Source organism: Olleya sp. AS48, from assembly GCF_038900355.1.
In the GTDB taxonomy this organism is placed as follows: Bacteria; Bacteroidota; Bacteroidia; order Flavobacteriales; family Flavobacteriaceae; genus Olleya.
Map to the genome: position 1 here is coordinate 125,600 of NZ_JBBMRD010000002.1, position 23,584 is coordinate 149,183.

A 23,584-nucleotide genomic window follows, 5' to 3' on the forward strand; every position below is an offset into this window, starting at 1 on the left:
ACAAAATATAATTTGTTTAATATGTTCTTTTCGTTTACTGCCACGAGTGGAACTAAGTTTGCGGTTTAACAATTATTTTTTTTGGCGGAATAACAGAAGGCGCCAAACCTTTTTCTTTCATTTTTTTTACAACAGAAGATTCCATTTTTAACTGCATAAGTTTGGTTCTTCCATCATACAACTCGGATCGCAACTCTTTAACTTGATTGTTAAGCTTTGCAATTTGATGTACTTTTTTATCTAGACTATGCGAACTTGCTATCATTACAATAGCTAAAACCGAAAGAAATATGATAAGCTTCCAGTTTTTAAATGAATCTTCGCTGACTAAAAAAGTCCCTCTTAATATGCTATAGATACTTTTTTTCAATGTTATATCTTTTCAGCAATACGCAACTTTGCACTTCGCGCTCTGTTATTAATTTTAATTTCTTCTTTAGATGGGATTATTAATCCTCCAACTTTTTTTAATGGCACTTCAAAACGACCAAAAACATCACGCTCTGGCTCTCCTTCAAATAATCCATTTCTAATAAATCGTTTTACCAATCTATCTTCTAAGGAGTGATAAGAAATCAAACTTAAACGACCCTCTGGCTTTAAAACCTCAGGTGTTTGTTGTAAAAATTCTTTTAAAGCCTCAATCTCTTGATTTACTTCAATCCTGATTGCTTGATATATCTGAGCTAATATTTTGTTTTCATGCTTAGGCGACAAAAATCTTTGTAGCACCTTTTTAAGCTGATCACTAGTTTTAATTATTTCGTTTTTACGATGCTCTACAATTAAACCTGCCATTGCTGGTGCAGCACGAAGCTCTCCATATTGCGACAGCACTTGTTTTAACTGCTCCTCATCATACTCATTAATAACATGAAACGCAGACAAAGCATCATTTTGATTCATCCTCATATCCAAATCTGCTTCAAAACGCGTCGAAAACCCTCTAGAAGCAACATCAAATTGATGTGATGACACGCCAAAATCAGCCAAAATACCATCCACTTGCTTTACACCATGAAAACGCAAAAAACGTTTGATATATCTAAAGTTTTCATGTATTAGAGTAAATCGTGGATCATCGATTGCATTTTCCAATGCATCAACATCTTGATCAAAAGCATACAGCTTTCCGTTTTCACCCAAGCGACTTAAAATCTCTTTACTGTGTCCACCACCTCCAAAAGTAACATCCACGTAAATTCCGTCTGGCTTAATAGCCAAACCATTTACTGTTTCGTTTAATAATACTGGATTATGATATGCTGTCATACTCTTCATCTTGACCCATTACCTCTTCAGCTAAATCAGCAAAATCATCTGCTGCATCATCAATAGCTTTTTCATACTTCGTTTTATCCCAAATTTCTACAATATTAACCGCTGAAGACATCACGATATCTTTAGCAATAGATGCAAACGCAACTAAATCTTTTGGTATTAGCAAACGACCGTTAGCATCGACTTCAACAATTTTTACTCCAGCAGTAAACCTGCGGATAAAGTCATTGTTTTTCTTTTTAAAACGATTAAGTTTGTTCACTTTTTGCATTAAAGCATTCCATTCTTGCATTGGATACAACTCCAAACATTCCTGAAACACTGCACGTTTTAAAACAAAGCCATTTTGCAACTCAGGAGCCAACTGTTTTTTCAGCGCAGCAGGTAGCATAAGCCGTCCTTTTGCGTCTACTTTACATTCGTATGTTCCTATTAATGAGTTCACAACCGTTTTTAATTGTCAGAATTTGTAAAAATCAAATATATTGAAAATTTTACCACATTTTACCACATTTTACCACTTTGTTGATAAGTATTCCAATTTTAACACCTTTTAGGAGACAATTCAAGTCCAAGCTTAAACAAAGTCAACAAACCAAGCCGAAATCTTAGGTGGGAAATTTTGCTTTTTATTAACACGAAAGACACTTAACTAAATGATTAAAATGTCTGTTTTTTAAATGAATTAGTTATATTTGCTTTTGATGTAAACTACTAGCCATTAATGACGCGTATACTTAAAAAAGAAGGAAAATTCAACTATATTGAAGTTGGTGAAGGACAACCAATAATTGTACTTCACGGACTAATGGGAGGTTTAAGTAATTTTGATGCTGTGACCACTTTTTTTAGCACAAATGGATACAAAGTAATTATCCCAGAACTGCCTATTTATAGCATGTCCTTACTTAAAACAAATGTCAAAGCATTTGCTAAATACCTATACGATTTTATTGCTTTTAAAGAACTTGATAACGTCATTTTGCTAGGTAACTCATTAGGAGGACACATTGGCTTATATCACACAAAAATGCATCCTGACAAAGTAAAAGCTTTAGTAATAACTGGTAGCTCTGGATTATACGAAAGCGCAATGGGTGGAGGATACACTAAACGAAGTGATTACGAGGTAATTAAAAAGAAAGCGCAAGAGGTATTTTACGATCCTGCAGTAGCCACAAAAGAAATAGTAGACGAAGTTTATGAAACCGTTAACGACCGAAATAAACTTATTAAAACTTTAGCTATTGCAAAAAGTGCCATTAGACATAATATGGCTAAAGACTTACCTAAAATGACTGTTCCGACTTGTATAATTTGGGGTAGAAATGATGGCGTAACACCACCAGAAGTGGCAGAAGAATTTAATTTATTACTTCCTGACTCTGATTTATTTTGGATCGAAAAATGTGGTCATGCTGCGATGATGGAGCATCCTGAAACTTTTAATCAAATATTATTTGATTGGTTTAAAAAACGTGATATTTAATATCTTACCAGTCTTACAATATAACTTAATATAAGATTTTTGGTTTAACCGAAATCAAAACACTAGTAATACATGCATATTAAATCTGCCGAGTTTGTAACCAGTAATTCTGATGCTTCAAAGTGTCCTAAAGATCGCATACCAGAATATGCTTTTATTGGTAGAAGTAACGTTGGAAAGTCGTCCTTAATCAATATGCTTACAAGCAGAAAAAGTCTAGCTAAAACATCTGGAAGACCAGGAAAAACCCAACTAATCAACCATTTTATAATAAATAAAGATTGGTTTTTAGTTGATTTACCAGGTTATGGTTATGCTAAAGTATCCAAGAGCACAAAGAAGGTGTTTCAAAAATTTATAACACATTATTTTGAAAACCGAGAGCAATTAGTAACTGCATTTGTACTTGTGGATATTAGACATAAACCACAACCAATAGATCAAGAATTTATGCAATATTTAGGAGAAAGCGGAATACCTTTTTCTATCATATTTACAAAAGCAGATAAGTTAAAACCTAAAGCTATTGAAAATCACGTTGAAGACTATAAAACAATACTGTTAGAAACATGGGAAGAAATGCCAAATTACTTTATAACATCTTCTAGCAAAGACATTGGTAAAGATGACGTACTAAACTACATTGATGGATTAAATGAAAACATCATAATTGAATAGTATCCGCCAAAAACGTTACCAACTTAAAATTATAACAAACAAAAAAACTCGCTATTAAAGCGAGTTTTTTTGTTTTGTTAGAGATATAAACTACATCATTTTTAATGTGTTAACCTCTTGTTCTGATAATATTTTCCAATTACCTCGTGGTATATCTTTTTTAGTTAAATGCGCTATTTGAACACAATCAATTCTAACTAATTCATATTTTAAATGCTCAAATATTGTATGCAAAATAGTGTTTCCTGTGTTTTTAATTTTTACACCAACTTCATTCTTTGTATTATTTACATAGTCAATTTCTTCAACACCAACTTGTTTACCTTCAACCTTAAAACCTTCTCTGATTTTTTTAAGATCTTCCATTTTTAAGTTTTTATCCAACTCTAAATGAAATAATCTTTCAACACCTTTATTAGAATTAGTAAAACGTGCTACAATCTTTTCGTCGTTAGTAAAAAGTAATAAACCCGTAGAGTTACGTCCTAAACGTCCTATTGGCTTAATTCTAGAACTTGAAGCATTAGCTACTAGGTCCATAACGGTTCTACCTTTTTGTTCACTTGTAGTTGTAGCAAACCCTTTTGGCTTGTTTAATAAAACGTAAGCCTTCTTTTCTGGATTAATTCTAGCTCCATCGTATCTTACTTCATCCTCTAGCTTAACTTTATAACCCATCTCTACCACAACTTTACCATTTACGGTAACTAAACCCATTGCAATATGTTGATCAGCTTCTCTTCGAGAACACATCCCAGAATTAGCTACGTATTTATTTAATCTGATTAAATCAGAGTTAGTAGCGCTTGTAGGCTTTGCTTTTGGAGCAACTTTCTTTTTTATAGGTGCATTGCCTCTAGCAAAAGTTTTGCTTTTAGCATTATCACTTCCTCGTCCTGAAGACTTTCCTTTATCATTACCACCTTTATGTCTACTCATAATATAATTTTTTGCAAATCTACAACGAATTTTTCATCTGTTGTTAATTATCGTATGAATGTTAATGATTTAACCACTAAAGAATTCGATTTAAAACTAAATCAATATTGATTAGCAGTATACTAAACACTCCTGCTACGATTATTATTTTTAAGATATTATGCAACCACAAATAGTGTGTTTTAGTCACTGATCGCCATAATAAAAATAAATAGACAACCAACAGAGCCTCGCACACGTAAAAATACAGATACATATATCCAATATCAAATTTTGCTATTAAAAAATAAACCGGAAACAACGTCGCTATAACCAAAACACTAATCATTTTTTTGGATGTGCGCTCACCATATACAATAGGGATAGTCCTATAGTTTAGAGTTAAGTCTCCTTTTATATTCTCCAAATCCTTAGTTAATTCTCTTATAGCAATTATTAAAAATAGAAACGTAGCATGAACAAATACTACTGACTTAAAATTATGATAGTAGACAAAAATTACAAAAAATGGTGTTAATGTCAATATTGACGACACTACATTACCTACAATAGGCATTTTTTTTAGTTTATGTGAATAAAACCAAATTGAAAAAATATAAAACGAAAAGAATAATACTGGCTTAAAAGACACGTAACTAGCCATTACTACTGCTGAAAAATTAAGCACAAAATAAAAAGACAACTTAGTATTTTGACTTACTAACTTATCTAACATTGTTTTGTTAGGCCTGTTGATTAAATCTTTTTCAGAATCGTAAAAATTATTAATTATATATCCTCCTGCAATTACAGCTGCTGTTGCTAACACTAGCATTAGCAGATTAACATCAAACAACACCTTTTTTAGTGGTTTGTCCGAAGCGAAAATGTAAATTGACGCTAAATATTGTGCAAGGACTACAACTAGTATATTATAGCCTCTAATTACAGAAAACATACTAAAAAACTTAATAAGTATATGTTTTTGCTTTCTAGTGAGCATTAACTATTTATTAGATGTAATTTTTTTATAAATTTTATAAACCAAAACGATGAATGCTAATAACAGCAAAATCATGAATAACTGCCAAACGAATAAGCCTATTGAAAAATGATTTAGTTCTGTTTTCAAAAAATAATGGTGTGAATTAAAAATTATAAACCACTTCTAATTTATAGTCTTTTAAGGCTAATTGTGCTTTTTTAATATCAGGTGTAAAACCTAAGATATAACCTCCACCACCTGAACCACAAAGTTTTAAGTAATAGTCATTAGTCTCTATTCCTTTTTTCCATAACTCATGGAATTGAGCCGGAATCATTGGTTTAAAGTTATTTAGCACCACTTTAGATAACTGTTTGGTATTTTTAAACAGCGATTTTATATCTCCTTTTAAAAAGTCATCTACACACGCATCTGTGTGCTTTATAAATTGATTTTTAAGCATTGTTCTAAACCCTTCTTGCTTCATGTTTTCCATAAAGATACTTACCATTGGAGCAGTTTCTCCAATAATACCAGAGTCTAACAAAAACACAGCACCTTGACCATCACTACTTTGTGTTGGTATACCTGTAGCTTCAATATTTTCTTTAGAATTTATTAAAATTGGTAAGCTTAAATAACTATTAAGCGGATCTAATCCCGAAGATTTTCCATGAAAAAAAGATTCCATTTCAGAAAAAATAGCTTTAAGCGTTAACAACTTTTCACGTGTCAAATTTTCTAAGACAGTAATTTTATCTTGTGCATACTTGTCATATATTGCTGCAACTAACGCACCACTACTACCAACTCCATATCCTTGCGGAATTGAAGAGTCAAAGTACATACCTGCTTTAACGTCTTTATTTAATGACTGTATATCAAAAACGACTAATGAATGGTCTATTTTAGATAAATAGTCAGCAAAGCGTTGTAAACTTTGATTTGATCGTTGCGCTACTTCCGATGGATTGTCCTCCATTTTTAGCGCACCATTATAAAAATTATAAGGTATTGACAGACCTTTAGAGTCTTTAATAATACCGTACTCTCCGAATAATAAAATTTTTGAATAAAATAAAGGGCCTTTCATAAGCAATTAAGCATTGGTTTTATAAAGTTACAACTGTTTTGCGCCAAAACCAATTTTATCACAAATATAGTGACCGTTTTGACAATATGCAACTAACTGTTCCTTAATGAATTCATAAATCTTATCTTTATATTTATCTGGATATAAGACATGTACATTAGCACCTGCATCTAAAGTAAAGCAAACAGGTAATCCTGTATCCTTCCTAAATTGCCAGATTTTATTAATAATTTCTAGCGTATTAGGTTTCATTAAAATAAAATAAGGCATACTTGTCATCATCATAGCGTGTAGCGTCAAGGCTTCACTTTCGACTAAAGCAATAAACTGATTTAAGTCTCCTGTTTCTAAAATTGATTTGATTGCGGTTATGTTGTCTACTGCTTGATCAAAACGTTGGCTAGCAAATGGGTGTCCATGCATTAAATTATGACCAACTGTGCTACTTACCTGTTTTTCTCCTTTATCAACCAATAATATAGTATCGTTATAGTTTTTAAAAATATCGTGAACTTTATACGGATATTTTACACCAAACAAATCGCTACTATCTTCAATTTTTGGGTGTTTACCCCAAACTACTAAATCACCTTCCAAACTCCTACAAGCACTACCTGATCCTAATCTTGCTAAAAAGGATGCTTTTTGGATAAAATGCGCTTGAGATAATTCTGGATTTAATAGTTTTTCTATGCTCATTATACACAAAGCTAAAGCGCTCATACCTGATGCGGAAGATGCAATACCAGAACTATGAGGAAACGTGTTTTTAGTTTTAATAGTAAACTCAAATTCTTTTAAAAAAGGCACATAACTTTCAATACGCTTAAAAAACGTTTCGATTTTAGGATGAAAGTCAGGCTTTAATTCTTCATCTAAAAAAACCTTGAAGTCAAAACTATTATTACCTTTTTGCTTTTTAATATAATGCAACTCAGTAATTGTTTTACAAGAATCTAAAGTAAAACTGATTGATGGGTTTTCTGGAATTTGATGCTCTTTTTTTCCCCAATATTTAACTAGCGCAATATTACTTGGAGAAGACCAAGTTACACTTCCGTTATTTAGCTTATTTTGATAGTTTTTTAATAAAAAACGTGATAAATCCATCTAATAATTAAATTTATACAAATATAGCTTTAATATTTAAACTAATTTATTAATTTTGAGCACCGAATGAACATTCAATTTACTGATTAACAACCCTTAACAAATCGTTTGTCTTTCTAAAAAAATTTATAATGTTAACTGATAGGTAAAAAAAGTTCCCTTAAAACTTCGCCTCACCGCTTTTTACCATAAAATACAACCTGTCTAAATGGACAAAAAACAACGTATAATAATCACTATGTTAGAATTAGTGGTTAAACAAGGTGTACACGCTACACCTATGTCTCAAGTCGCCAAAGAAGCTAATGTAGCTGTTGGTACGATATACCATTATTTTGAAAATAAAAATGAGGTTATACAAGAACTATACAAGATGATTGTTCAAGATTATGGTGTGGTTTTAATGGCTAATTTACCTGAAGGCGATTTTAAAGCACAATTTGAAACCATGTGGTCCAATTTGTACAACTACTTTGTTGGAAACCCCTTAGCTTTTCAATTTGTCGAGTACGTTGCTGCACCACCAATTATATCTAAAGAGATTGTTAATCAATCTGTACCTTATATTGCTAACATTAGAGATTTCTTTTTAAAAGGAATTGAAGAAAAGCATGTTAGAAATGTACCTATAAGATTAATTTTGCAAATGGCTTTTGGAACCGTAATATCTGCAGTTAGACTAAAGAGTAACGAAGAATTGGACATGACAAAAGAGGAAATAGATCTAGCAATAGAAATGTCTTGGGATGCTATTAGAAACAAAAACTAATTTTTTATTAGCGATACTACCTTAGTAAGTGTTTTAAAATTTCTGGCGGTAGCTTTGATTTTTAATTTAGTTTCAAAAAAATTACTATTTGCCTTAGTCCTTCCATAACCTACACTTGAATAAAGATAGATACACTGGTTAGTTATAGTAAATTTTTCATTTGGAAAATCATAATTTGATAATGCTGTGATTTGACTTTGACTTGGAGCGTTATAAAGTAGAGCAAAATAGCTGTTTTCTTTTTCTGCATCAGTAAAAGGACATTTTTTAAAAATTAAATCAAGGTCTGCTTTTGTTTTTACTAGAGTTGGTATGTTAAAACCAAAATGATTTAAAATAGACTCCTCTATCTTACTGGTTATAATTGCTTTGTCTTTTAAATCCGTTTTTAGTATAATATTACCTGTTTGAATATACGTTTTTACATCATTAAAGCCTATCTCTGATAACACTTGACGTAAATCTAGCATTTTTATTTTGTTGTGTCCTCCAACATTAATACCTCTTAAAAACACAATAAAAGTCTCCATATTAAATCTTAATATTTTTAGCCACAATGTAAGCTCCTGTCCATGCATTTTGGAAATTAAATCCACCTGTCAAGGCATCAACATTAATAATTTCGCCAGCAAAATACAGGTTACTATGCAATTTACTTTGGTAATTTTTAAAATTAACTTCCTTTAAATCTATTCCTCCTGCTGTAACAAATTCTTCTTTAAACGTACTTTTTCCGTCTACTTTAAAAATTGCTGTAGTTAATTGACCAGCTAAATCATCTAATTGGGATTTATTTAAATCTGCCCAACGCGTATCTTCAGTTATTCCTGCAGCTTCAACTAACGTTTTCCATAACCGTTTTGGCATATCAAATTGTGCTGCTTTAAACACTGTTTTTTTAGACAAGTCTTGCTTATATGTTTTTAAATCTGACAGCACGTCCTCAAAATCTTGGTTTACAAAATTAACTTCAATATCAAATTTATACTCTTTTTTAGCCAAATCTAAAGCACCAAAAGCTGATAGTTTTAATATGGAAGGCGCACTCATTCCCCAATGTGTAATTAATAAAGGACCTGAAGACTCTAACTTAGTACCTATTACTTTGACTGTTACGTTTTGAGCCACAACACCTGGAATATCTTTAATCCTTGCATCATTAATATTAAATGTAAACAATGAAGGTACAGGCTTGATAATAGTATGCCCTAACTGCTCTAAAAAAGACCAAATTTTAGGATTACTTCCTGTAGCCACAATAAGTTTTTTAGCTGTAAAATGGTCCGATTTTGTAACCACTTCCCATTGCTGGTCGATTGGACTAAAACTTGTTACGGATTGATTTGTTAATACCTCAACATTATATTTATCAGCTTCGTTTAAAAAGCAATCAATAATGGTTTGCGAATTATTACTGGTTGGGAATATGCGTCCATCGTCTTCAATTTTTAATGATACGCCTCTATTTTCAAACCACTCCATAGTATCTCCAGTCATAAAGGTGTGAAAAGGTCCTAAAAGTTCCTTTTCACCTCTTGGATAGTAACTGGTTAATTCTTGCGGAACAAACTCGGCATGTGTTACATTACAACGTCCACCACCAGATACCTTAACCTTACCTAGTACATCTTTACCTCTTTCTAAAACAGCTATTTTTAAATTGGGATACAACTCACCAATATTAATTGCTGCAAAAAAACCAGCTGCACCACCACCTATTATTATTACATCGTACTGTTTCATAATCTATCTGGAAAATCACTTATTATAGCATCAACATTATAGCTTTTCATACGTGCAATAGCTTGCTTAGTATTGACTGTCCAAACATTAACCTTATAACCTTGGTCTTGTGTTTGTTTAACATTGTCCTTACTTAACAATGCTAAATTAGGATGTATTGCTTTTGCATTAATCCGCTTAGCTAAAGCAACTGCTTGATTTACACTTGCTTTTGTTAAAACGCCTAATGCTATATTAGGGTTGCAACTAAACACGTCAAGCAACTCTTTTTCTTGAAAACTACTAACAATAAAATGGTCCATTGTCCAATTTTTATTGTCCACGTAATCTTTAATTACAGCACAAGTTGGATTAGCGGTATGTTCGCCTTTTAATTCAATATTTATAAAAATTTTATTATCAATTAAATCTAATACTTCAGTTAACGTTGGGATACTATATAGATTTTCAACCTTTAATTGCTTTAATTCCGATAACGAAAATTTACCAATTTCTCCTGTACCATCCGTAATTCTATCTAACGTAAAATCATGAAAAACAACTAGCTCTCCTGTTTTGCACACGTGAACATCAATTTCGATCCCATCGACACCCAAATCCAAAGCCTTTTGGATTGACTCCAAAGTGTTTTCTGTCACATGACCTTTTGCTCCTCTATGACCAAATTTTAATATTTTGTTCATTAATTTTATAAATACTTTAAGATTACAAACTTTAGTCTGGCTTGTTATATGCCTATATTTAATCTTATTTTAAACATGACAATTTATGACTTTTCATTTAAAACCAATACTAGTTTTTGCATTACTTTTTATGTCTTGCAACACAGGAAAACTAACTGTAGTAGGATCCATAGATGGTGATTTGGACGAAGCTTCTGCAGCACAATTAATTAGTGGATCTGATTTAATTTGGACTATTGAGGATGCAGGCAATAAAAACAATGTGTATGGTTTAGACAAAAAAGGTAATATTATTAAAGATATAGATATTAGCAATATTAAAAACCATGACTGGGAAGACTTAGCTGCTGACAACATTGGGAATTTATACATTGGAGATTTTGGAAATAACTCAAGAAAACGAGACCACTTTTTTATATATAAAGTCAATAACATAGCAAACATTAAGGACAAAACAGAAGCTGAAACTATACGCTTTACATTACCTGATGATATTAAGTCTGAAGATTTTGAAGCTTTCTTTTTATGGAATAATGACTTTTATATTTTTAGTAAAGAGAATAAAAAAACAATGGTTATTAAAGTACCAAACACCATTGGGTCTCACGTTGCAACGTATGTTACAGACTACAAACTAAAAGGAAAAGATACACGTGTAACATCTGCAGACATTAGTCCTGATGGCTCTACCATTATACTATTAAATCATGATAGAATTTGGAAACTTACAAACTTTAAATCCGATGCTTTTTTTGATGGTAATGTAGAGAGCATCTCATTAAATCATGATAGTCAAAAAGAAGGTGTTTGCTTTATAAATAACACGTCTATTTATATTACAGACGAAGACTCTGGTAAAGAAGATAATAACATTTATAAGTTTAAATTATAGATTAAAAGATTTTAACCTGTCGTTTATTAATTTTAAATCCTCCTGATTACTTATAGCACTATTAGCATCTATTGATAAGCGTTTAACTTCGTTATCAATATCTGCTAAATAGCCTTTATTATCACAATCTATATTAAATGCTAAATGCTGAAATAGATTAATTAATTTATTAACTATAATAACGTCGTGCTTTGCATAAGTCCTAATTGGAGCCATAACAAAATATAGTAACTCTTTAAATGTCACAGAGCTAATTTTTACTACTGGTTTATTATCTTCCAACAAGATACTTATATCGTTTTTATACATTCTGCTTTGAAAAAGTTCTGCAAGATAATCTATCGCAATAATAGTTGTTCCAGGATCATTAATACCAGGAGACATCGCTTTTACAGCAATTTCGGTAATTTGCTTAAAGCCTAAAACGTAGTTGTCTTCTATAATCTCGTCTCTTGAAAAAAGAAAATAAGCTAATAAATCTTCAAGAGCTTCGTCTTTAAGTTTTGTTTTACTTTTAAATAAAGGCTTGTCCTTATATACGTATTGTCCTTTAATTGCTACAATTTCAAATTGATTGTCATTTTGTTTTGCGTGTTGACTAAAAGGGTCTAATATAATATCTTGCAAAAAGCCTGTTGCTGGTGACTTATAAACCGTCCAATCATCTGTATTTGGAAACTCTTGAGTTATATCTTCTTCTGAATGTATAAGTTTATCTAGTCTATTTTTAGCTTCATCAAATATGCGTTGCATGATACTATGAACCTGAATCTCTTGCGAAATAGAATGTATAAAATAAATAAAAGCACCTAAGCAGATAACCATAAATACAATAGCCAATAATACTGAAAAGCCTGGCAATTGGTTTTCACCTCCATCAGGCTCTATACCTACCATAGTAAAGATGCAAAATAGTAACGTTGCGTTATATATGCCTAATATTTTTTGATGACGCTTATTAGATATTAAACCAGGTAAGACTCTAGGCGAAAAGTTACTTGATGCTTGATTTAACAATATCATTACCATGGAAAAACTAAAAACCATTATAGAGATTAGTCCAGCAATAAACGTGGTTAAAATATTAAATGCAGTTTCTGAATTATTTATAACCAACAAAGGTACATTGTCTACTAAATAAGACGATATACCTCTATTTTCTGCATAGTACATAAAAAATGTAAACAGCAACCCTGTCAGGCTATAAACCGAAGGGTAAAAAGCAATTTTACTTTCAAGTTTTTTTAAATATTCAAAACCATTAACTATAACATTTTTCATTAGTTTGGTTTTAAAAATTTAATCCAAATCCAAAAGAAAAACGTAATCCTTCTTCGCTATTAAAAAAGTTAAATGTTCCAGAAACACTATCTGCTGCAGTCACCCAAAATCCAACTCCATAATCATTATGCCAAATTTTTGACGCATCATTTTTAGTCCAAACACGTCCTACATCACCTCCAACAAAGACACCTAATTGTAATGGTAACGTTTTTGTTTTAAACTGATTAAAGCTATATCTAATATCTGCACTACCTGTTAAACTGTTTTGACCTGTAAAACGTTGCAACCTGTAACCACGCAGTCCATTGGCTCCACCAATATTTGCTGCTTGATAAAATATTAAATCATCACCAAATCGCATTTGTGCGCGTGCATCTGTTTTTAAAACTAGTTTTCTGTTTGTAGATAGCGCGTTGTAAAACCCTAAAGCAGTATTTACAAATCCGTATGTGTATTTAGAGTCTTTAACTTCGGTTTTACCTCCTACACCTAAATCAAAGGTCATCCCTCTGGAAGGATTTATAGCATTATCAAAACTATGATAATTAAAATTTCCTTCTAAACCTGCGAAAAAGCGTCTATTATAAAAGTCTGTTGTGTTTACAGACGGTTCTTGTGTTTCAATAAAACGGTCTGGTGTTTCTCCAATCTCTACAGCTTCTGTAGTTATTTTTATTCCGTAATCAGATCCAAAATCTCCTTTTTTAAGGACACCTACACTAGCTGCATATATACTTGTTTTAATTCTATTATAATCTAAATCTAAGTCATCATCATTGTTAACGGTTTCATTACCATAACCAAAAAAGTTATTGGTAAAATTCTCGCTTGTTAGTTGTCCTGCGACATGCAAGTTCCATTCGCCAAAAAGGTTTGCAAATTCACCATCATAATTTAAACTAAAACCACTAGTTGCAAAAAAGTAACCACTTTTAAAACGATGTTGTTGCGAGTATGGGTTACGAGAAAATCCTTTTACAGTATAATTTAAGCCTACACCTACTTTAAAACCATCATCTGGATTATACCCAAGACTTGGGGTAACCACACTTGTTTTAACTATGTTTTTCTGAAAATCAAACAGGTTATTATTGTAAATATCTGTAAATTTAACCTTAGCTCCATTGTTTTTAGTTATGGTATTTGGTTTTGATTTATGGTCATAAATACGTACACGTCTTCCATTATTAATAATATATTCGTCGTTATTTTGCCCACCAATAATACGTGTAAAAATTAAGTTACTAGCTTTACCGCTAACTTCAATTATATCATCATCATCTAAAGCATAAATCCATAACTCCTTAGTTATATCCTTATCAAAAGTACGATCTACTATAACATCTGCTTTTTTACCATCTTTTATTCTTGAAATTACAACTTGCGTTTGATTATCTGCAATCCTATTAACTTCAATATAATCATCCTTATCTGTACCAGTTAGTATCACCAATTGATTAAGATAATCAGAATAACGCTCTGCTATATCTAGTAAGTTATTTTTTCTTTCTTTTAAAAATGTTTTTATCTGCAATAAAGATTCTTCTTGTACTTCTTTTGGAACTTTACTAAAAGCCTCTTCAATAACAGCATCTGTAATATTATCTTGCAAGTATTGTGCTTGCTTAATCCAAACAGATTTATCAGAATTTTGAATTAACACTTTATCCAATTTAATACCTGCACTATTCATCCATTTTATATCCTTCAACTCACCATCATACACTTGAAGCTGTTTAGTTGATCCAGAAATAAAACGCATAATATCTAATAAAGCACCATCAAAATTAGAAAACACTTGATCCCTATCTCTAGGAATAGGTTTATATAATTTATCTCCATTATCTTGGTTAAACTGAGCCCATCTCCATTGGTCTTGGTGTCTGTCCCAATCTCCTAAAAGCATATCAAAAAGGCGTGCTCTAATAAAAGTATTTTCGTCTATTTTATATTTTTCGTCAGTCCTAATTTTTTTAATAATGTCATGTGTACTTTCGATATCATCTGCATAACCAAAGTTTTTTTCATCTGTATAATTATCTTCAGGACGTTCTTCAATTAAATATAATTCGCCACCATAATTATAGTTGTAATCCTTTAAATATTTATGTTTTGGTATATAAAACAATTTAGGATTAGTATGGTACACACCTGCTGCATGTGAAAGATCTGGAACTACTGAAAACGCATAAGGGTGTGCTGCTGTATAAAAATCTAATATTAAATCTTCAACTTTAGTTTTATCAAAATCATCTTTTAAGTATGTTTCTTTAAACAAAACCGTTTGCAAATACTGTGTAGCACTTTTGCGCAACGCACGCATATTTAATTGTCGACCATCTTTAGTTTGTAATCTTAAAGATCTTGTTTGGTGACCTCCACCTTCTCTAACAATTTCTAGACCACCATAAAGCGTATCCAATGTAGCAACAGGAACTTCTACTTTTTGGCTATAAATATCACGATATTTCTCTCCAAAAAATGTTTTATAAACACCTGTTTTTTGAGTTTCTTCTTCAGTATAAATTGAGGCTTGAATAGTCGGTGAAAAGCTATCTGGTAATGTTGATAAATCAAATTGAGACGCGTTTTTTTTAGCAATTTGCTTGGTAAATAACAGTTTTGGCTGCTCATTATCCTCACCATAAAAACTAACATAACTACTTCCATCTTTAAATACTGTTAGTGTTGCAAAACCTTGTTTACCATAGGCAAATAAACCATTATTACTTAAGGCTGCTCCAGATTGTTTAGCACCAGAACCTGATACAATTTGTTTGATTCCATTATTTTCTATGTATTGTAAATTGTGTTCGTGCCCAGATGTAAAAATTATATTTGTATACTCTAAAGCTAAGGTTTCAATACGATTCATCATCTTATTATAACGCTCGTTATACCTATCTTGAATAGAAACACCACCTTGTGTTCTAACTTGCGTTAAAAATGAAGCTAATATTGGAACCGGAATTTTACTTTGTGTTGGGTACAAATGTTTATCTGCGCTATAAAATCCACCATGAGTACCATTAGTATACATGGGATGATGCATAGCAACTACAACGGTTTTATTTTGTGCTTTTTTAAACTCGCCTTCTAATTCTAATAAAAAGCGTTCTCTTGTTTTAATTTCACACTCGTCATTTATAGTAGGATGATCATTCCAGTTTTCTAAATACCATTGTGTGTCAATGATAATTAACTCGATACCATCACTAACCTCGACCACTTCTAACGGACAACCGTTTTCTGGCTGAAATGTGTTTTTACCCAATGCGTCTTCAATAAATTTTTCTTCATCTTTTAACCCATTTAAACCATCTGCGTACCAATCGTGATTTCCAGGAATAAACAATACTTCACCATTAAAACCAGAAACAGCATTTACTTGTGCTTGTAAATGGTTTTTAGCTTCGTCATAATATGGATCTTCCTTTGTTGGTAGACCTGCAGGATAAATATTGTCTCCTAAAAATATAGTATAGTCACCTTTGGTATCTTTTTGTTTTATTAGATTTTTATATGCAGTTAATCCACTACTAAATCCACCCATTGGTGATTTTCCTGCATCACCAACCAAGTAAAACGTTTTGTCAATTGGTTTATTTGGTAATGCAACTACTGTTTTATCTTCTGATTTATATTGCGCCTCAAAACTGGCACAATTAGTCAATAGAAAAGCTAAAACAAACGTTAGAAATATGTTATTTTTTGTCATTAAAGGTTGAGAGTTTTATTTTTTTAGTACTTTGGATAAGAATAATTATGCACTCATGTCTAAACTAATTGAAAAAACCGAAGCTTTTGTATTTGAACTCCTTAAAAATGAGCTACCAAACACGATAGTCTATCACAATCACACGCATACCTTACGAGTATTTAAAAGTACGAAAGAAATTATAGAAAACTCTAAAATTGATGTTAATGATGCGCAAATACTTCAATTAGCAGCTTTATTACATGATGTGGGCTACACTAAAAAAAGAGAAGGCCATGAGGAGGTTAGCGCACAAATAGCTAGAGAATTTTTGACTACAGAAAATGTAGACGAAAAAACTATTAAAGCTGTTGAAGATTGTATACTAGCTACAAAATTTGATAGTAAGCCAGAAACCGAATTAGAGAAAATTTTACGCGATGCTGATGCCTCTCATTTTGGAAAAAAATACTTTCCGGAAGCTAGCGAGTTTTTAAGAAAAGAGTTAGAATTAGCAGGTATTGCAAACTACACACCAAGAGAATGGCTTGACGAGAACATTAAAGTCTTATCTAAAAAACACAGTTATTATACGGATTATGCCTTACAAAATTGGCAACAAAGAAAAGAAAAAAATCTTGCTAAGCTAATCCTTGCAAAAAAGAAACAAAAAAAGAAACAAAATACAGAAGAGCTAAAGGCAAAGTACAAAGCCCAATATAAAAACGAAAGTCCAGAACGTGCTATTCAATCGTTTTACAGAACTGCGCTACGTAATCACATTAAATTAAGTGACATTGCGGACACTAAAGCCAACATCTTATTATCTGTTAATGCTATTATTATATCGGTTGTATTGGCTAATTTAATTTCTAAATTAGACACCAACCCTTATCTAACTTGGCCTACTGTGATTTTTACTCTGTTTAGTGTTGTATCAATGGTAATGTCTATAATTGCTACAAGACCCAATGTAACTAGTGGTCAATTCACTAAAGAAGATGTAGAAAACAAAGAAGTTAACTTAACGTTTTTTGGGAATTTTCATAAAATGAAACTTAACGAATTTGAATGGGCTATTAATGAAATGATAAATGACAAGGAGTACATTTACAAGTCACTGACTAAAGATTTGTATTTTTTAGGAATTGTTTTAGAACGAAAATACCGTTTATTAAGAATAACATACACTGTATTTATGATAGGTATTATTATATCACTACTTGCTTTTGGTATTGCTGTAAAAAACAATCCAGGTGTAAATATTCAGGATGTATTAGATACAACATCGCAAATACAATACATACTACCTCAAAATCTTAACCAACTTTTAGTTGGTTAGGATTTTATAGCCTGCATTAAATCGTTATACGTGTAAAACTGCTTTGTATTGTTTTGGTCTTGATACAAGATATTAACTCTAATAGCTTTTAAGCCAGTTACTCCTTGCAAATCCTCTAACTCTAATATTTCTACCTCATCACCTAATTTATGTTTTGATTGTAAAAATCTAACATATTTTAAGTATTCAAACTCATCTTCTTGCTGAGAATAGACAATTGTTAACTTACCCTTAGCAGTAATGCGCTCGTCTGTACCTTTAATATTAGCTTTATCAACTCGTTTTTTAACCACCTCGTATCTTGCATTATAAGTACCATCCACATCAAAGTGTTTCTCATCTGCTCTAAATCTAATAGATAACGGTTGATTAAACACTAAAATCATTGATGCAACATCAAGCGCGATAGGATATTTATGCTGTTTGGTGTAAAAAGACGTTTCCATATCAATCATGACTTGCATTTGCCACAATCTTAAATTATATAAGTATAACTCGTTAAACGAATCTTCTTTTGTAATAGACTCTCCAATGTACATATTATGCTCAACACCATCCGTTTTAAAACGCTCAAAAAAGTGAGGATACATAGCTTGTGCTTCTACTTGTTTTTTATCTAACAAGGCAGACATATTTTTGTTTATCAAGCTAATAGTATCATCATAATTTTTACGATAATAATATATCACTTCAAGATTAGCATCTACTTTAGCAAAATAATCCTCAATGTCTTGGGTTATAAATGATTTTGATTTAAGTTGAAATTTAAAAAGTGGCTCTATTTCATACTTAAAAAAATGAGTGATTTTTTGCTCACTATCAACTTTAAAATCATTTTTTAAAGCAATTTGATAACTTTTAACCTGAAATAATAATTGCTCAAAAATTGGTAAGTTTTGATGATTAAAAGCTTTTTCAACGATCTTTTCTACTAATTTTAATTGAAGCGCTAAATCCTTTTGTGTTGCATTATTTCTAGCATCAGACGATCCTTTAACATCTATCTGACCAAATAATGGATAAACATTATCAAAACTAATTTTATTAAAAGATGGGTTTTCATTACCATTGTACTCCTCTTGCATAAACTTACGTGCAGCACTTTCAAATTTCCATTTTACACTTGGATGTATAGAAGTACATTCTCGTTGTATAATAGCCTGTATTAAGTTTGCCTCGTCTAATTTAGAGCGCTTAACAGCAGACAAAATAAAAGGCATAACGTCTGCTAGTTTATTGGCATTAATACTATTTAAAGCTCTAGGTGTTTTAGATACTAACTCCAAAACAGCAAGTAAATCACCTTGTTCTGCTATTGGTGCAAAAATGGCACTTTTAAAACCTTGCTCTTTTAAAACTTTAACCTGAGGAGCCTTACCTTTAGATTTTTCAAAATTAGCATCTACATCAGATATAGCAAGGTTAGCTTTACTTTTTAAAATTTTATCATAACTGTAATGACAAAATAAATTCTCACACTTAAACTCTTCTCTAGCTTTAAGCAAAAAACTATTAATGCTAGAATCATGCACCTTCATTAAGGTATTTTCTTCTTTATTATAAATAGAAAATCCAACCTCCAAATCAGTAACCCCTAATAACGAACGGAAGACTTTTTGAAAATCTACCATAAAGCTTTCGTCTTTACGTTTACTATTTTTTATTAAGGTTGTTTTTATGTTTGAAATAGACTGATCGTCCGTAACATCAAAAATATTAGATATTACAAATCCTTTTGACACATAACTGTTAGGAGGAAATTTTTCTTTCCACAACTCTATATTTTCAAAATTATCTAATAATTCGTCAAAGTCTTTATCCGTTAATTTAGGTGCAGCTTCAGTAGGAATAATTTCCATGAAATCTGCATTATAAGTAATCTTGTAAATTCTTACAATACCATTTTCATTCGGAATCTCATAATATAATGGTCTTTTAAAATTAGTGTCATAGTTATAACAAAAACTCATTATAATTGTACAACTAAGAATATACCAATCATTTTCTGGCATATTTTTAATTACCAATTCAAAATCGGGACCAGCTGATTTTATTATATTTTCAAAACGTTTTGAAGCATTAAAAATAAAATTATGATAGGGTACACTTGCTGTTTTAATTTCATTTAGACTTAAAACTTCGCTAAACGAATCTTCCAATAATATTGCGATTTCTTTCTCATATTTTTTCAATACAGAAATCTTACTAAATCCCTCTTTTAATACAGGATTAGCCTGTCCTATTTCTAATATGCGATTTGCTTTGGCTGCGATAAAGGAATCTTCACTTTTAGCCAAGTCATTATAGCGCTCAATAAGTTTATTAAAACTTATTTGTAACGAAAAAGGTAAATTTATATTGTCGTTTAAATCGATCATTTATAATAATAATGTAATGCAAAAATACGCATTATTATGGTTAGTCGCATTTTCTTGTAAAAACTGACAATTTATTAAACCAGAAAAGCACCATCAGGCACTTTTCTATATTTTTATGAAGAAGAATTACTAATTCTTTTACTTTTTAACTAAAATCTTAAATTCATTAACCGCTAAAGGGATTGCATCACCTTCTAATTCTATGGTTTTATTAGACAAATAATCTAAATATGTCCCTTTTTGAACAAGGTTTACTTTAGTATTCTCTTTTGAAACATTTGCAATAAATACAACCTCATCATTATCTTTTGTTCTTGAAAATGAAATTACATCTTTTCCATTATCAATTGCGTTGTATTTAGCGGAAGCTTTTCCTCCATGTAAAGCAGCATTATTCTGTTTTAATGTTGCTAATTTTTCTAATAATTTCCAAGTGGTTCCTTTAATATGAGGGAAACTATCTTTTTCAAAAAATAATAATCTATGGTTTAAATCATACTCTTGACCAGAATAAATTAGTGGCATTCCTGGAGTTACATAAGCCAAAGCAGTCATCATTTCACCAGCGTCTCCCATGCGTTCTTTAATGGTACCATTCCATGAGTTTTCATCGTGATTGGTTACAAAATTCATTAAAATATCGTCACTTGCGTAACGATCAAAATCGGTTTGCAAAGCACTAGTAAATTCGGTTGCATCCTTTTCTCCTTTTGCTATTGCATTCATGGCGTGATGTCTATCCCAACCGTAAGCCATATCAAATAAACCATCTTTTAATAATTCTGGTTCCCAAGCTTCAGCTAACATAAAGATGTCTTTTTTTGCTCGCAATTCTGGTATCGCTTGCTCCCAAAAATTAGTTGGCACAGATCCTGCAACGTCACATCTAAATCCGTCAACGCCTTCTTCTGTCAACCAATAACTCATGTCTGCAACCATTGCTTTTCGCATCTCTTGGTTGTCGTAGTTTAAATCGGCAACATCAGTCCAATCTGTATCTACAGGATGTACGACTTCGCCTTTATCGTTTTGTGTGTAATATTCTGGATTGGTTTTTAACCAAGTATGATCCCAACCTGTGTGATTAGGAACCCAATCTAAAATCACATAAATCCCGTTGTCATGCGCTGTATTTACTAAATCTCTAAAATTTTCAATCGTCCCAAATTCTGGATTAATTTTAGTGAAATCGGAAACCGCATAATAACTACCTAAATATTTATCTTGTTCTGCTTCAGGAAAATCGGTTGCAAACTTGCTGTCTTCTCCTCCTGTAGCTTTACGTTTTGTTTCTGAAATAGGAAACACAGGCATTAACCAAATCACTTTTACACCTAATTGTTTTAACTGCGGAATGTCTTTTGTGAAAGCTTCAAAAGTGCCTTCAGGTGAATATTGACGTATGTTAGCTTCATAGATAACAGCAGTTTCTAAATCGGAAGCCGAAATAGGTTGTATTGCTACTTTTTCTTCTGTAACAACGTTAGTTTCTTCTTGTTTTTTCTCTTCTTTACAAGCAAAAACACTAAGTATTGCAAGGGATAAGATTAGTTTTTTCATGTGAGTGTTTATTTAATATTTTCTAATAATAGGATGTTAGACTCTGTATCTATTGTGATTTTTCCGTTTGTAACTTCTAGAATTTCTCCAGAATAGAAGTCCTTAATTTGAGAGGCTTCGTTAAATACTGAAGACACATCGATAGTATGTTTTCCTTTAGGAATATCAATACCAATGATAACGTCATCTTTAAAATTTCCTTTAGTGTAGCTTCTGCTAAAAAGGTAAGGTTGCACACTAATCATGTTGTGTTTTCCTGCTCCAACCGAAGGATGATTACGTTTAAATTGCCCTAATTTTTGCCAGTGAATAAGTAAATCTTGTTTTTGTGCTATTTCACTCCAATTCATGAAACTTCTTAAAGTAGCATCTCCAACCGTACCTTCTATGGTTAAATCTCTTGCAGATTCGTCTCCATAATACACTTGCGAAGCACCAGGAGATAGTAATAATCGTGTTGCAGTTTCATAGGTTTTCTCTCTGTTTTTATCGAAAGGTTGCCCGTCATCATGAGACGTTAAATAGTTTAATACACCATAACCTTTAAGGCTAGTATGTAAAAGACTATCGTATGTTTTAAATTGCTCTTCGTAGGTTTGCTGTGCAGCATTCCATTTGAATTCAAAATTGATTAAGCTGTTAAAAGCAGCATCAAAATAGTTGACTTTTTTATCACCAAAATCGAAAGCGGTTCCTGCTGAAATGCCGTAGTTATACACTTCTCCTACCAAGTAAAACGCATTATCGTCTAAAACTTTGTTTGGGTTTTGCTGCTTAAATTCCGCGAAAGCGTTATCACAAACACTTTTAAACTCTTGCCATACAAAAGCTTCGGTGTGTTTTACAGTATCTACTCGGTAACCATCAATACCAAAATCTGTAATGTAATCGCTTAACCATTTCATGATGTAAAAACGAGGTGCACGAGGATGACCTGTAGCTTTAAAAAAGGCATCTAATTCTGCAACTTCTTCTTCATAACGACCTTCGGCTTTCCACTTTTCTACCAATTGTGGTGGTAATTCAACTGCTTCATTACTTTCGGTTTTAATGTCTGGAAGGTTTTTTACTAAAGTACACGTTACGGTGTTTTCGTAATTATCATATTGACATTGCGGATCTGTTCTAACCCAATCACTTGGCCAAACAGGATCATGCTCTGTTACTGGACCAGTATGATTAATTACTGCATCTAGCAATACGCGAATGCCTTTTTTATGTGCAGCATCTACAAGGTTTTTTAAGTCAGCTTTGGTTCCTAAATTAGCGTCGATGTTGGTCCAATCTTTAGTCCAATAACCATGAAATCCGTAGGTGTTCCCAGTACCTTCATTGGTTGCGCCATGAATTTGCTCGACAATTGGTGACATCCAAATAGCATTGATTCCTAAATTGGTGAAATAACCAGATTCTATTTTTTGCGTGATTCCTTGTAAATCGCCACCTTCGAAACCACGTAAAACAGCAGTTTCTTTAGTGCGGTTATAATTAACATCGTTGGTTTTGTTACCATTATTAAAACGATCGGTTAATAGAAAATAGACGTTTGCAGCTTCCCAAACAAAAGGCGTTTTAATTTCTTCTTTTTCGATGTTTTCAGCGATATCTTGATTTGCTTTTTTATCAGTTTTACAACTGAAAGCAAGAATAGATAATGCGATTAAAAGTATGTTCTTTTTCAT

20 protein-coding genes are annotated in these 23,584 nt (G+C 31.8%); 5 read left to right on the forward strand and 15 right to left on the reverse strand.

Translation table 11 applies throughout. The features are described 5' to 3' along the window. Positions 1 to 52 precede the first annotated feature (52 nt). From WNY60_RS03680 to mraZ, 3 genes are read right to left on the reverse strand one after another with little or no spacing between them, the layout of a single operon-like run. Positions 53 to 370 (reverse strand): FtsL-like putative cell division protein, encoded by a 318-nt coding sequence (locus tag WNY60_RS03680; protein ID WP_145006103.1) that lies wholly within the window; start codon positions 368 to 370, stop codon positions 53 to 55. 2 nt (positions 371 to 372) lie between these two features. Next, positions 373 to 1,272, reverse strand: coding sequence for a 16S rRNA (cytosine(1402)-N(4))-methyltransferase RsmH (gene rsmH, locus WNY60_RS03685; RefSeq protein ID WP_342861550.1), 900 nt, complete (start codon positions 1,270 to 1,272; stop codon positions 373 to 375). Next, positions 1,256 to 1,726: a division/cell wall cluster transcriptional repressor MraZ gene (gene mraZ / locus WNY60_RS03690; protein ID WP_292946877.1), complete on the reverse strand. Its 471-nt coding sequence runs from the start codon at positions 1,724 to 1,726 to the stop codon at positions 1,256 to 1,258. Before mraZ ends, rsmH begins: the two co-directional genes overlap by 17 nt. Before the next feature lie 279 nt (positions 1,727 to 2,005). Here mraZ and WNY60_RS03695 point away from each other — a divergent pair, with 279 nt between their 5' ends. Next, positions 2,006 to 2,770, forward strand: a complete 765-nt coding sequence (locus WNY60_RS03695; RefSeq protein WP_145006095.1) for an alpha/beta hydrolase — start codon at positions 2,006 to 2,008, stop codon at positions 2,768 to 2,770. Between the two features lie 72 nt (positions 2,771 to 2,842). Further along, complete coding sequence (gene yihA, locus WNY60_RS03700) at positions 2,843 to 3,448, forward strand: ribosome biogenesis GTP-binding protein YihA/YsxC (RefSeq protein WP_292946873.1); 606 nt, start codon at positions 2,843 to 2,845, stop codon at positions 3,446 to 3,448. A gap of 90 nt (positions 3,449 to 3,538) precedes the next feature. On the opposite strand, the gene WNY60_RS03705 is transcribed toward yihA, so the two are convergent. The 4 genes from WNY60_RS03705 to WNY60_RS03720 form a co-directional block, all read right to left on the reverse strand. Continuing rightward, positions 3,539 to 4,387 carry a pseudouridine synthase gene (locus tag WNY60_RS03705; protein ID WP_145006089.1) on the reverse strand — a complete coding sequence of 283 codons (849 nt, stop codon included), beginning with the start codon at positions 4,385 to 4,387 and terminating at the stop codon, positions 3,539 to 3,541. A 76-nt stretch (positions 4,388 to 4,463) separates the two neighbouring features. Then, complete coding sequence (locus WNY60_RS03710) at positions 4,464 to 5,369, reverse strand: geranylgeranylglycerol-phosphate geranylgeranyltransferase (protein WP_145006087.1); 906 nt, start codon at positions 5,367 to 5,369, stop codon at positions 4,464 to 4,466. A gap of 145 nt (positions 5,370 to 5,514) precedes the next feature. Next, complete coding sequence (locus tag WNY60_RS03715; RefSeq protein ID WP_342861551.1) at positions 5,515 to 6,444, reverse strand: mevalonate kinase; 930 nt, start codon at positions 6,442 to 6,444, stop codon at positions 5,515 to 5,517. Positions 6,445 to 6,471: 27 nt separating this feature from the next. Continuing rightward, positions 6,472 to 7,554: a diphosphomevalonate decarboxylase gene (locus tag WNY60_RS03720; protein ID WP_342861552.1), complete on the reverse strand. Its 1,083-nt coding sequence runs from the start codon at positions 7,552 to 7,554 to the stop codon at positions 6,472 to 6,474. A 208-nt stretch (positions 7,555 to 7,762) separates the two neighbouring features. On the opposite strand from WNY60_RS03720, the gene WNY60_RS03725 reads away from it, so the two are divergent. Then, positions 7,763 to 8,323: a TetR/AcrR family transcriptional regulator gene (locus WNY60_RS03725; protein WP_145006078.1), complete on the forward strand. Its 561-nt coding sequence runs from the start codon at positions 7,763 to 7,765 to the stop codon at positions 8,321 to 8,323. Here the strand turns inward: WNY60_RS03725 and WNY60_RS03730 are convergent. Genes WNY60_RS03730 through WNY60_RS03740 form a run of 3 tightly spaced genes read right to left on the reverse strand, consistent with a single transcriptional unit; the run spans position 8,320 to position 10,749 of the window. Further along, on the reverse strand, positions 8,320 to 8,853 hold the full coding sequence (locus tag WNY60_RS03730) for a DUF1697 domain-containing protein (protein WP_186439230.1): 534 nt from the start codon (positions 8,851 to 8,853) through the stop codon (positions 8,320 to 8,322). The two genes, WNY60_RS03725 and WNY60_RS03730, sit on opposite strands and share 4 nt — an antisense overlap. 1 nt (position 8,854) lies before the next feature. Beyond that, positions 8,855 to 10,066: an NAD(P)/FAD-dependent oxidoreductase gene (locus tag WNY60_RS03735; protein WP_342861553.1), complete on the reverse strand. Its 1,212-nt coding sequence runs from the start codon at positions 10,064 to 10,066 to the stop codon at positions 8,855 to 8,857. Then, positions 10,063 to 10,749, reverse strand: a complete 687-nt coding sequence (locus WNY60_RS03740) for a glycerophosphodiester phosphodiesterase family protein (protein ID WP_342861554.1) — start codon at positions 10,747 to 10,749, stop codon at positions 10,063 to 10,065. Before WNY60_RS03740 ends, WNY60_RS03735 begins: the two co-directional genes overlap by 4 nt. Positions 10,750 to 10,834: 85 nt before the next feature. Here WNY60_RS03740 and WNY60_RS03745 point away from each other — a divergent pair, with 85 nt between their 5' ends. Then, positions 10,835 to 11,641, forward strand: a complete 807-nt coding sequence (locus tag WNY60_RS03745; protein ID WP_339807965.1) for a hypothetical protein — start codon at positions 10,835 to 10,837, stop codon at positions 11,639 to 11,641. On the opposite strand, the gene WNY60_RS03750 is transcribed toward WNY60_RS03745, so the two are convergent. Further along, a complete protein-coding gene (locus tag WNY60_RS03750; protein ID WP_145006063.1) occupies positions 11,636 to 12,922 on the reverse strand; it encodes a DUF2254 domain-containing protein in 1,287 nt (428 codons plus the stop codon). The two genes, WNY60_RS03745 and WNY60_RS03750, sit on opposite strands and share 6 nt — an antisense overlap. Positions 12,923 to 12,932: 10 nt before the next feature. Continuing rightward, on the reverse strand, positions 12,933 to 16,643 hold the full coding sequence (locus WNY60_RS03755) for a metallophosphoesterase (protein ID WP_342861555.1): 3,711 nt from the start codon (positions 16,641 to 16,643) through the stop codon (positions 12,933 to 12,935). Positions 16,644 to 16,698: 55 nt separating this feature from the next. Between WNY60_RS03755 and WNY60_RS03760 the strand changes: the two genes are divergently transcribed. Further along, positions 16,699 to 17,964 (forward strand): Pycsar system effector family protein, encoded by a 1,266-nt coding sequence (locus WNY60_RS03760; RefSeq protein ID WP_145006058.1) that lies wholly within the window; start codon positions 16,699 to 16,701, stop codon positions 17,962 to 17,964. Here the strand turns inward: WNY60_RS03760 and WNY60_RS03765 are convergent. From WNY60_RS03765 to WNY60_RS03775, 3 genes are all read right to left on the reverse strand, one after another. Further along, entirely contained in the window at positions 17,961 to 20,342 is a 2,382-nt protein-coding gene (locus WNY60_RS03765; protein WP_342861556.1) for a GAF domain-containing protein, read from the reverse strand. The genes WNY60_RS03760 and WNY60_RS03765 overlap by 4 nt on opposite strands. A gap of 138 nt (positions 20,343 to 20,480) precedes the next feature. Further along, positions 20,481 to 21,902 carry an alpha-amylase family glycosyl hydrolase gene (locus WNY60_RS03770; protein WP_342861557.1) on the reverse strand — a complete coding sequence of 474 codons (1,422 nt, stop codon included), beginning with the start codon at positions 21,900 to 21,902 and terminating at the stop codon, positions 20,481 to 20,483. 8 nt (positions 21,903 to 21,910) lie between these two features. Further along, entirely contained in the window at positions 21,911 to 23,584 is a 1,674-nt protein-coding gene (locus tag WNY60_RS03775) for an alpha-amylase family glycosyl hydrolase (protein WP_342861558.1), read from the reverse strand.